We start from the raw sequence: 8758 nt of genomic DNA on the forward strand, positions 1-8758 counted from the left end.
GGCGAGGCCACCACCGCGGCCATGCGCGGGTGGAGCCGCGGGCGCGGCGCGGACGCCGTGCTCATCTGCGCGTCCGGGCGCTCCGCGGAACCGGTGATGCGGGCCACCGCGCTCGCCCGCGACCGGGCGCAGGTCGTCGTCGTCGGCGACGTCGGCCTGGACCTGGCCCGCACGCCGTTCTACGACAAGGAACTGACCCTGCGTTTCGCCCGCTCGTACGGTCCGGGCCGCTACGAACGCGGCTACGAGGACTGGGGCGTGGACTACCCGGCCGGCCAGGTCCGCTGGACGGAGGGACGCAACCAGGAGGCGGTGCTCGACCTGCTCGCCGCCGGCCGGCTGCGGGTCGACGATCTCGTCACTCACGTGTTCCCGATCGACGACGCCCCCCGGGCCTACGAGCTCGTCGCCGAGCGCACCGAGCCCTACCTCGCCATCCGCTTCGACTACCCGGCGGGATTCGACTACCCGGCGGGATTCGACTACCCGGCGGGACAGGAAGGCGCCGGCCCCGCGGCCGGGAGCGCCGACGCCACCGACGGCGTCGGTGCGGGCTCGACCCCGACCACCGCGACCACCCCGGGACGCTCGCGGCCCTGGGTGCCGCGCCAGCGCGCCGCCGCCGCACCGCGCCGGGGCAGCCGGGTCGGCTGGATCGGGGCCGGGGCGTTCTCCGGATCGGTGCTGCTGCCCGCGTTCCGCGCCGCCGGCTTCGACCAGTTCATCACCGTCGCCTCGGCCGGCGGCCGCTCCGCGCGCTCGTTCGCCGACCGGCACGGCTTCGCCGGCGCGGTGGCCGGCGCCGACGCGGTGCTCGACGATGACGACATCGACGTCGTCGTCATCGCCACCCCGCACGCCACCCACGCGGAGCTCGCCGCCCGCGCGCTCGAACGCGGCCGGCACGTGTGGTGCGAGAAGCCGCTCGCCCTCGGCTTCGACGAGCTCGACCGGGTGGAGCGGGCCGCGGCGACGGGCGGCGGGGCGCTGGTCGTCGGGTACAACCGGCGGTTCTCGCCCGCGGTCGTCGCCGCGCGCGCCGCCCAGGACCCGCGGACCGGGCCGCTGTCCCTGGTCTACCGGGTCGCGGCCGGCCCGGTGCCGCTCGGGCACTGGTACCACGACCGGGTCCAGGGCGGCCGGCTGCTCGGCGAGGTCTGCCATTTCGTCGACACGTGCACGGCGCTCGCGGGCAGCCCGGTCGACGCGGTCGCCGCGCTGGCCGGCCGGGAGGCCGAACTGCTGCTCGCACCCGATCTGGCGCTGTCCCTGCGCCACGCCGACGGCTCGCTGTCGACCATCGCCTACAGCTCGGCGGCCCCTCGCACGGCCCGCAAGGAGCACGTCGAGGCACTCGCCGGGCATCGTCACGCGCACATCGACGACTATCGCGAGCTCGTCGTCGACGGCCGTTCGGTGTGGCGGGGCGCCCAGGACAAGGGTCACCTGGCCGCGGCGGCGGCCTTCCTGCGGATCTGCCGGGGCGGGGACGCCGCCGTCACCGAAGAGCTGCTGGCCTCGAGCCGGGCGACGCTCGCCGCCGCCGACGCCCTCGGCGTCGAGGCGGTCCGCCACCCGGCCGCCCTGCTGGCCTGATCGTGCTGGCCTGATCGACCCTCGCTTCATCGCGCCACCGGTTTCGCCGGTGCGGGAAAGGACGACGTCGTGCCGCGTGCGTTGATTACCGGGATTACCGGGCAGGACGGGTTGTATCTGGGTGAGTTGCTGGTCGCGAAGGGTTATGAGGTGTTCGGGTTGGTTCGGGGGCAGTCGAACCCGAAGGTGGCGGTGGTGGAGCGGGTGGTGCCGGGGGTGATGTTGTTGGAGGGGGATCTGACGGATCTTTCGTCGTTGATCGGTGCGGTGGAGATCTCGCAGCCGGATGAGGTGTACAACCTGGGGGCTATTTCGTTTGTGGGGTTGTCGTGGAAGCAGGCGGAGTTGACGGGGGAGACGACGGGGATGGGGGTGTTGCGGCTGTTGGAGGCGTTGCGGATCGCGGGTGGTAATGACATGTCGCGGGTGCGGTTCTATCAGGCGTCGTCGTCGGAGATGTTCGGGAAGGTGCGGGAGACGCCGCAGCGGGAGACGACGCCGTTTCATCCGCGGTCGCCGTATGGGGTGGCGAAGACTTTTGGTCATTATTTGACGGTGAATTATCGTGAGTCGTATGGGGCGTTCGCGTGTTCGGGGTTGTTGTTCAATCATGAGTCGCCGCGGCGGGGTATCGAGTTCGTGACGCGGAAGATCACGCGGGCGGTGGCGCGGATTTCGTTGGGGTTGCAGGACTCGGTGACGTTGGGGAATCTGGAGTCGCGGCGGGACTGGGGTTTCGCGGGGGATTATGTCGAGGCGATGTGGCGGATGTTGCAGCAGGAGTCGCCGGATGACTATGTGGTGGCCACGGGTGTGACGCACAGTATTCGGGAGTTTTTGGACGCGGCGTTCGGTCGGGTGGGGATCTCGGACTGGTCGGAGCTGGTGCGCCAGGATCCGCGGTTCTTCCGCCCGGCGGAGGTGGATGTGCTGGTCGGGGACGCGTCGAAGGCCCGCGAGGAGCTGGGCTGGGAACCGAAGGTCGGGTTCGAGGAACTGATCGCGATGATGGTCGACTCCGACCTCGCCCTCGAATCCGACGCGGCCGCCCGCGAGGGCCTGCTCGTCCCGCCGGGACGCGTCGAGGTGCCGCCGAGTCGCACCACCGCCGCGCGGGCCCGGTCATGAACGCCGCGCCCGCCCAACGCAACCCGCCGGCCGCCGGCCCGCACGCGGTCGTTGTCGCCGGGGCACGGCCCAACTTCGTGAAGGCGAAGCCGGTGCTCGACGCGCTGACCGCGGCCGATTTCCGGGTCTCCTTCGTGCACACCGGCCAGCACTACGACACCGCGATGAGCGGGGTGTTCTTCGCCGAACTCGGCCTGCGCGAGCCCGATCACCATCTGCGCGCCGGTTCGGGTTCGCATGCGGTGCAGACCTCCGCCGTGATGACGGCGTTCGAGCCGTTGCTGGACAGCCTCGCCCCCGACGTCGTGGTCGTGTTCGGCGATGTGAACTCGACGTTGGCGTGCGCGCTGGTCGCCGCGAAGGCGGGGGTGCGCGCCGCGCACGTCGAGGCCGGGCTGCGCAGCGGCGACCGCTCGATGCCGGAGGAGATCAACCGGATCGTCGTCGACCAGCTGTGCGCGGACCTGTTCGCCACCTCCCCGGAGGCGGTGGACCACCTGCGCCGGGAGGGAGCCGCGCCGCACGCCGTGCATCTCGTCGGCAACGTCATGGTCGACTCGCTGCTGGCCCGGCGCGCCGAGGCGCTGGCCCGCCCGGTCCTGCCCGCACACGGTCTGCGTCCTGGCGGCTACGGGCTGGTCACGCTGCACCGGCCGGCGAACGTCGACGACCTGACGACGCTCACCGGCCTGCTCGGCGCGCTCGGTGAGATCGCGGCCCACTGTCCGCTGGTCTTCCCGGCCCATCCGCGGACCGCCGCCCGGGTGGCCGACCGGCTGCCGGCCGGGGTGCGCCTGCTCGCGCCGGTCGGCTACCTCGACTCGCTGGCCCTGCAGGCCGGCGCCCGCATCGTGCTGACCGACTCGGGCGGGATCCAGGAGGAGACGACCGTCCTGGGCGTGCCGTGTCTGACCCTGCGTGACTCCACCGAGCGTCCGATCACCGTCAGCGAGGGCACCAATCAGGTCGTCGGCCGGGACCGCGCCGTCGTCGTCAGGGCGGCCTTGGCCGTCCTGGACGATCCCCCTCCGCCGCGCCGCCCGGCCCTGTGGGACGGCCACGCCGGCCGGCGGATCGCTCGCATCCTCGCCCGCACCGTCACCCAGGGCGCCGAGAGGAGCCCGGTCCGGCCATCATCAGGTCTTTCTCGGTGACCGCTGACGCATGACCCGCCGGCCGCGCCGGGAGAGTGCACCGCGGTGCACAACGTGCCCCTGCCTTCTGGTGGCCACAACCGCGAGGGATCCCGGAAGCGCCGGCGGTTCACGGGAACATGTGCCCACCGGCGTCATTCGGATCATCCGAGTGGGGAAGCCGGATCGGGTGTTGGCGGCCAGCCGGAAAGGTTCCTCCTCGCTTCCGTCCAGGCGGCTGACAGGGCGCGTCCAGATCCGTGATCCTTCCGGTGAAGGTCGACAAGATGAGCGTCTCATTCGTCGGCGAGCTGGGCGATGCGGTCCGGGACGCTGCCCGGCGCGCGGGCACCGGGCTGTCGGCGTGGCTCGCGGCGGCCGCCGCCGCGAAGCTTCGGGCCGATGCTCTCGCCGAGTTCCTCGACTCGTGGGAGACGGCGAACCCGCCGCTGACGCCGGAGGAGTTGGCGCGGGCCGAGCGCGCGCTGGGCCTGCGCGTGGATCAGTCGGCGGCGTGCGCTGCTCGGCCGCGCCGGCACGGCCGACGTGGTGGACGCGACGGTCGTCCTGGTCGCCCGCGCGGGCGACCGCATTCTGACTGGCGACCCCAAGGACATCACCCGGCTTGTCCGGGCCGGTGGCGTACCGGCCGCGGTGGTGCGCTGCTGACGACTCCGCCTGGGCCGGCATCCGCCGCCCAGTAGCATCACCGCATCGTGTCGCCATCAACTGGGAAGGCGGGGCACCGTGACCGTCATCAAGATCAACGCCATCACCGTTGAGCTGGGCAGCGGCGACGAACTCGCCCGCCGTTTCGCCGCGCGGGCCAACGCTGTCGATGACCGCGACGGCTTCGAGGGCTTCGAGCTGCTCAAGCCGTCCGACGACCGCACCCAGTGGCTGGTGGTGACCCGCTGGCGGGACGAGGAGTCATTCCTGGCGTGGGTCAACTCGCCGGCGTTCGCGCATGGGCACCGCTCAGCGGCGGAACGCGCGGGCGGCGAGGCGCCCAGGCCGGTCGGCGTCCACAGCGAGCTGTGGAGTTACACGATCGCCGGTGGCTCGGCAGGCTGAGACCTCGCGGCGCGGGCGACGACACGGCCGGCTCGCTCCATTACTTTGTGTAATCAACCGACGACACTGTGTTCATGTCATCGAACAAGCTTGTGGTGATCGGGCAGGGATATGTCGGGCTTCCGGTGGCGATGCGGGCGGTCACCGCGGGCTGGGACGTGGTCGGCGTCGAGGTGGACGTCGACCGGGCCGCGCGTCTGGCGGCGGGGCAGTCCTACGTCGAGGACATCCCGCCCGGCGAACTCGCCGCCGCGCTGGATAGCGGCCGCTACCTGCCAACAACCGACTACGCGCGGGCCGAGGGCTTCGACGTCGCCGTCATCACCGTGCCCACACCGCTGCGGGAGGGCGCCCCGGACCTGTCGTTCATCATCGACGCGGCCCGCAGCCTCGCGTCGCTCGTGCGTCCGGGCGCGACCGTGATCCTGGAGTCGACCACCTACCCGGGGACCACGGAGGAGCTGGTCGCGCCGCTGCTCGAGGCCGGGTGCGGGCTGACGGCGGGCGTCGAGTTCCACCTCGGCTACTCGCCGGAACGCATCGACCCGGGCAACCGGACGTGGAACCTCGTCAACACCCCGAAGGTCGTCTCCGGCATGGGGCCGGCGAGCCTCGCGGCGGTCACGGCGTTCTACGACAGCCTCGTCGAGCGCACCGTCCCGGTCGGGTCGACCCGCACCGCGGAGCTCACCAAGCTGCTGGAGAACACCTTCCGGCACGTCAACATCGCGCTGGTCAACGAGCTGGCGATGTTCGCCCACGAGCTTGGCGTCGACGTCTGGGAGGCGATCGACGCGGCGTCAACGAAGCCGTTCGGCTACCTGCGGTTCACTCCCGGCCCCGGGGTCGGCGGCCACTGCCTGCCGATCGACCCGTCCTACCTGTCCTGGCGGGTGCGGCGCAGCCTGGGGCGCAGCTTCCGCTTCGTCGAACTGGCCAACGACGTCAACGATCACATGCCCGACCATGTCGTGCGCCGGGTCACCGAGATGCTCAACGCCCGGCACCGGTCGGTGGCCGGCAGCCGCGTCCTGCTGCTGGGGCTGGCCTACAAGAAGAACACCGGCGACGCGCGGGAGTCGCCCTCGATGCGGATCGCGGGCCTGCTCGGCGACCTCGGCGCCGAGCTGCACGCCGCCGACCCGCACGTCGACCCGGCGCAGGTGCCGGCGCGGGTCCGGCTGGTCCCGGCGGCTCCCGCCGAGCTCGCCGCGGCGGACCTGGTCGTCGTGCTCATCGACCATGACGCGTTCGACCGCGACGAGGTGGCCCGGCACGCGCGGCTCGTCCTGGATACCCGCCGTTGGCTGCCCGGCCCGCAGGACACCCACCGCGGCGTCACCGGTGGCCGCCTCGTCGGCGGCGACAATTCTGGCGGCGACATTTCTGGCGGCGTCGTTTCTGGCGGTCCCGCGACGAGCGGCGCCGCGGCGGGTGCGAACGGGACGAACCCGTTGGCCGCGGGCTGGGTGCCGGCCCAGACACCACGGCATGAAGACGCCGGTCTCACCGTGGAGTCCCTCTGACCGGCCCGTACGCCGACACGCCCGAAACTCATTCAACGAGGCTGATTACTTACGAGTAGTCAAGTCATTACGGTAACCCTCCCTAGGATGATCGCTGTAAGTCATCATCCATTTACAGAGAGGAGGAACTGATGCGTAGTTCGCTCCGCGTAGCGCCTCGGGTGGGACTGCGTCGGCTCACCGCCGGCGTTGTGTCCGGCGGTGTCCTCGCGGTCACCATGGTCGGCGTGGGCGTGGGGACGGCCCAGGCCGTCGCCAACCCACTCGCCTACGAGCAGTTCGCCTACGGCACGCAGGTCTCGGTGGGCGGCACGTTGACGTCGGGCCCGACGTTCCCTGCCGGCATCTCCTGCACCACCCTGCCGGGCCTGCTGTCCACCGGTGGTGGCATCGTCGACATCCCGGGTCTGCTGACCGGAACCGCCGTGTTCCAGTCCGCCTCCACCTCGGAGCAGGCGCCGAACAACCGGCAGGTCGCCGTCACCCGCAGCACGGTGGCGTCGGTCAACCTGCTGGGTGGGCTGATCGCGTTGAACGGCCTCGGGGTCACCTCGACCGCGGTCAACAACGGGACGACCATCATCTCCAACGGTGCGGTCTCGCTGGCCAGTCTGAGCATCCTCGGGATCCCGATCCCGCTCGGCACGGTCGGCGCGAACACGGTGATCCCGATCCCGCTGCTGGGATCGATCACCCTGAACGAGCAGACCCTGCTGCCGACCGGTATCCGCACCGTCGGGGCACACGTGCGGATCACGGCCGGGCCGAACGCGGGACTTGACGTCGTCATCGGCTCGACCCAGTCGCGGTTCCTGCCGAAGCCGCCGGTGTTCCTGACCGGGCTGGCCTACTCGAACCTCATCGCGGCGGGCCCGGTCAGCGTGAAGCCGCTGATCGCGCAGAGCGTTCCCTGCAACGGGGGGACCTTCACGTCGAACCTGGTCGGCATCAGCCTGCCGGGCCTGCTCACGACGGGAGTGATCTCCGCCACGGGGACGGCGGTACTCGGCAATCCGACCTCGATCGGCAGTTCGCGGCTCAACCTGTCGGGCCTGAACCTGCTCAACGGGTTGATCACCGCCAGCGCGATTACGTCGCAGGCGAACGCGTCCAAGACGACGAACTTGCCGCCCACGCTCAGTGCGGCGGGCACCCAGTTCTTCAACCTCGTGGTCGCCGGGACACCGCTGCCGGTCTCGGTGGCACCCAACACCTTCATCCCGTTGCCCGGGCTGGGGTACGTGGTGCTGAACCGTCAGGTCCAGACGGCCAACTCGATCGAGGTCCGGGCGATCGAGGTCGTGGTCCAGGTCGCGGGTGTGCTGCCGGTCGGAGCAATCATCCGGGTCGCGGTCGCGTCGATCAACGCGACCGACAACGGCGTGCCGCCGGCCTCGGCACCGCTCGACGCGCACGACTCGCTCGCGCTGTCGGTCGGTCACGACAACGAGCTGTGCGCCAGTTCCCCCGACCCGGCGAAGTGCCTGGCGGTGGGTCCGTCCCTGTGAACCCTGCGGGGTGGGGTTCACTGGGGTGATCCGTGATCGTCCGGACAACGTCGTCCGGCGCCGCGGTTGGGCGGGTGGGGCGTCATGCCCCACCCGCCCGTTCGCGTTTGGGCCGCCGCCTCTCGTGCCTTCGCGCCTGAACTCTCCCCGAGTGGTGTATCTCTATGTAGTCAGATCATGGCTGTAGGTTAGCCAGGTCCTGGAGGGAGTACGGCGGAGGGCGGGCGCCATGCGGATTGTCGTCGCGACAGAGGCACGGTTTCACCGGGGGCCCCACGGCACCGTGCTGGCCCGCACTCCCGGGGAGGCCTACCAGCACTGGACCTCCTACCTGGGCCCCTACCAGGAGGTCGTCGTGCTCGGTCGGGTCGGCGCCGCGCACGCCGGCACCGGCGCCCCGGGGACGCGGGACGGGGGCTTCCCGGTCGAGGGAGACGGCGTCCGGGTCCTGGCGGCGCCGCCCTACCTCGGGCCGGCGGCCTATCTCCGCACCCGCCAATCGCTACGCTCCGTGATTTCTGTCGGGCTCGCGAGCGGCGGGCCACTCGCGCCGACGCCGTTCCAGCGCGCGGCCGACCCGGCCGAGCTGCGTGCGGATGGCCGGTCGCCGCACATCGTCGACACCCGCTACCTGGCCGTGATGCCCGGGCTGGTCGGCGCCGCGCTCATCCGCGAGGTGCACCGACGGCGACTGCCGTTCGCGATGGAGATCATCGGTGATGCTGAGGCCGTCGCCGGCGGCATGTTCGGCGCCTGGGCCCGCCCGGCGGCACGGCACTGGATGGCGCGGCGC

General features: G+C 71.4%; 7 protein-coding genes and 1 pseudogene. All 8 read left to right on the forward strand.

What is annotated here, in order from left to right; genetic code table 11:
• Window positions 1–1596 (forward strand): Gfo/Idh/MocA family oxidoreductase (locus MXD58_RS13740; RefSeq protein WP_250609374.1); only part of this gene is annotated, 1596 nt, incomplete at its 5' end.
• A 69-nt stretch (window positions 1597–1665) separates the two neighbouring features.
• Window positions 1666–2724: a GDP-mannose 4,6-dehydratase gene (gene gmd / locus MXD58_RS13745; RefSeq protein WP_250609375.1), complete on the forward strand. Its 1059-nt coding sequence runs from the start codon at window positions 1666–1668 to the stop codon at window positions 2722–2724.
• Window positions 2721–3878, forward strand: a complete 1158-nt coding sequence (gene wecB / locus MXD58_RS13750; protein ID WP_248841444.1) for a non-hydrolyzing UDP-N-acetylglucosamine 2-epimerase — start codon at window positions 2721–2723, stop codon at window positions 3876–3878. Before gmd ends, wecB begins: the two co-directional genes overlap by 4 nt.
• A gap of 266 nt (window positions 3879–4144) precedes the next feature.
• Window positions 4145–4561: a hypothetical protein gene (locus MXD58_RS13755; RefSeq protein WP_250609376.1), complete on the forward strand. Its 417-nt coding sequence runs from the start codon at window positions 4145–4147 to the stop codon at window positions 4559–4561.
• A gap of 43 nt (window positions 4562–4604) precedes the next feature.
• Entirely contained in the window at window positions 4605–4931 is a 327-nt protein-coding gene (locus MXD58_RS13760; protein WP_248841446.1) for an antibiotic biosynthesis monooxygenase family protein, read from the forward strand.
• 74 nt (window positions 4932–5005) lie between these two features.
• The gene (locus tag MXD58_RS13765) at window positions 5006–6457 is read left to right on the forward strand and encodes a nucleotide sugar dehydrogenase (protein WP_248841447.1); all 1452 of its coding nucleotides are present in this window, start codon (window positions 5006–5008) and stop codon (window positions 6455–6457) included.
• A gap of 131 nt (window positions 6458–6588) precedes the next feature.
• Entirely contained in the window at window positions 6589–7965 is a 1377-nt protein-coding gene (locus tag MXD58_RS13770; protein ID WP_248841448.1) for a choice-of-anchor P domain-containing protein, read from the forward strand.
• Window positions 7966–8194: 229 nt separating this feature from the next.
• Window positions 8195–8758 (forward strand): annotated as a pseudogene (locus tag MXD58_RS13775) (glycosyltransferase); the annotation flags it as partial.

The sequence above is a fragment of the Frankia sp. AgKG'84/4 genome (assembly GCF_023242965.2).
Taxonomy (GTDB): domain Bacteria; phylum Actinomycetota; class Actinomycetes; order Frankiales; family Frankiaceae; genus Frankia.